Annotated in this window: 2 protein-coding genes; both read left to right on the top strand. The window is 31.9% G+C overall.

What is annotated here, in order from left to right; translation table 11 throughout:
* Positions 1–465 precede the first annotated feature (465 nt).
* A complete protein-coding gene (locus ACOCEA_RS17850) occupies positions 466–1,764 on the top strand; it encodes a S41 family peptidase (protein ID WP_420757635.1) in 1,299 nt (432 codons plus the stop codon).
* Between the two features lie 207 nt (positions 1,765–1,971).
* Positions 1,972–2,505: a hypothetical protein gene (locus ACOCEA_RS17845; protein ID WP_420757634.1), complete on the top strand. Its 534-nt coding sequence runs from the start codon at positions 1,972–1,974 to the stop codon at positions 2,503–2,505.
* Positions 2,506–2,772 lie beyond the last annotated feature (267 nt).

The raw sequence follows: 2,772 nt of genomic DNA, 5'->3' as shown, positions 1-2,772 counted from the left end.
TTTAGGATACTTTGATGAACATGTGTTTAGAAAAAAAGAACAATCAGTGAGGTTAGAAACTAACTTAGTGTAAACTCTAATCTATAACTTTTGTAAACAATGTATATTAACGAACATATGAAGAAACCTTTACTTATATTATTAATTTTTGTTCTTAGTTCTAGTACTATAAATTCTCAACAAGAACTTTCTGAAAATGAAAAACTTTTCAGAACCGCAAAAGTATGGGGCTTTTTGAAGTATTATCATCCGAATGTGGCAAAGGGAAAATTTGACTGGGACAAGAAACTCATTGAGTTATTTCCAAAAATAGAAAAGGCAAAATCAAAGGAGGATTTATCTATTGTTTTTTCTGATTTAATTAATAGTCTTGGAAAAATCAAAAAATGCCGTTCATGTACATCCAAAACCAACTTAAACTATTTTAGTAAAAATTTCAACCTGTCATGGATACAAGACAGCACGTTGTTTACCAATGAATTAGGGGAGAACTTAAAATACATTGAGAATAACCGTTTTCAAGGTAAAAGTAAATTTGTTACAAAAAACAAAAATGCAGGTAACGTAATATTGACTAATGAAGCTAGTTATCAAAATTTTGACTGGAAGGATAAAAAAATGAGAATTTTGTCTCTTTTCAGATATTGGAATTCGATAGAATATTTTTTTCCATACAAATATCAAATGGACAAAAATTGGAATCAGGTTCTACAAGAAATGCTTCCGAAATTTTTGAGCCCCCAATCCGAATTAGATTATCATTTAGCGATGTTAGAAATCATCGTTGATTTAGATGATAGTCATGCTGGACTTAATACCAATTTAACTATTGACTATTTTGGCGCAAAATATATTCCTGCAAAATTTAGTATCGTAGATAATAAAGCAGTTATCACTAGTTTTTATAATGATTCCTTAGCTGATATAAATGATTTGAGAATTGGAGATGTAATTGAAAAAGCAAACGGAAAGACTATAAATGAAATATTGCAACAAAAAAGTGAATTCATCCAAGGTTCAAATACCTCGGCAAAGTTTGCATATGCCTTTAATAAAATTTTTAACGGTGTAACAGATTCCATTGAGATTGAGTTTTTAAGAAACGACAAGATTAAAGGAAATGAAATTGGAAGGTATTCTTTCGACCAATTCAAGTATAAAAAACCCTCAACTGATAAGTGGAAGATACTTGAAAACAATATTGGATATATAAACTTAGGAGAAGTTGAAGTATCTGATGTTTCCGCTATTTTAGAAGAAATAAAAAATACAAAATCTATTATTTTTGATTTAAGGAATTACCCAAAATTTACATTACCATATATTTTAAATTTTTTAAACCCATCTGCCAAAGAGCTTTTAGTTTCCATTATTCCCGACTTGAATTACCCTGGAAAATTCTACTGGGAAGAACCAATGTCAATGGGAGAAAACAACAATAATCCTTACCGAGGAAAAGTAATTATTCTCGTTAATTCACGTACAATTAGCTATGCTGAATTGTATGCAATGGGCTTACAAACAGTAAATAATTCAATCACAATTGGCAGCCAAACTCTTGGAGCTGATGGTAATGTCAGTAGAGTGGAGTTTATTGGAGGTTTTAAAACAGGTTTTTCTGGCATAGGCATATTTTATCCTGATTTTACCGAAACACAGAGAAAGGGCGTAAGAATTGATATTGAGGTAAAGCCCACTATTCTGGGTATTAAGCAAGGTCGTGACGAAGTATTGGAAAAAGCTATAAAAGTGGCATTGGAATAAATACTGTGGCTAACAAAACCTATAAAAAATAAGGACTATGGGCTTAATCGAAAGGTTCGTGCATTTTTATGATGTCTGCAAAATCTTTGGGATTTTGCTTTAAACAAAAAAGATAAAACAAAACAAAAAGACTTTGCTAAGTGCGTGGCGGAAAGTAAACGCTAGTTTACTCCCTTACTTTTCATAGCTCAGGCGTTACCTGTAATTTTGAAAAACATACTAAAAATATTGACTTTATGGATTTTTGGAATCGGAGTTGGATTCGCACAATCGGAATTGCCTTTTTTTGAACAAAATGCGTTTGACTTTTACCGATTGGAGATTCTCAAAGCGAACCCAGTAGAAAAAAGAATTAGTGTTTATCGATACTTTTCGGACTTTCAAGATTCCAATCGCTATTCTGCAGAAGGAGAGTGTCTTAAAAATCCTGTTTTTAAAAATCAAATAAATGAGGTTGATAAAACTGCATATGGACAGAACAATATAGATTCGGACAAGTTTGAACTGAACTTTAGTGAGATAGACAGAAAACAGTTTAAAATCAGGAAAAATGGACGAGGTAGTTTCCCGAAACTATTTATTAGCTATCCAATGGTTTCTATTAACAACTCAAAGAGGTTTTTTGTTAACATTTACGAGAATTACGAGAGACGAACAAATAACTATCATATTGAGTTAGATGAGAATGGAAGAGTCATCGATTGGTGTAATTCATATCACGAAACAATAATAATACACTAAAAAAAACTACAGGTAACACGGTGTATAATTAATTGCGGTCGGATTTCCCACAGGGAAATCACTGCAATCAATTATCTTTAGAGTTAGGCGGACATTTTCCGGTGGAAAAGTCCGCAACTAATCATACACGAACCGTTGTACACAAGTTTGACCCGTCCTGAAATAAGGCTACATAATTTTAAACATTATGTATAGAAATGACAAAGTGATCAGACGGTATTCAGAACCTTTTAAACTGAAAATTTTAGACGAAATTACAACGGGCAA

Source organism: Maribacter luteocoastalis (assembly GCF_048890225.1).
GTDB classification, from domain to species: domain Bacteria; phylum Bacteroidota; class Bacteroidia; order Flavobacteriales; family Flavobacteriaceae; genus Maribacter; species Maribacter luteocoastalis.
This window is presented reverse-complemented; position numbering and strand designations above follow the sequence as displayed.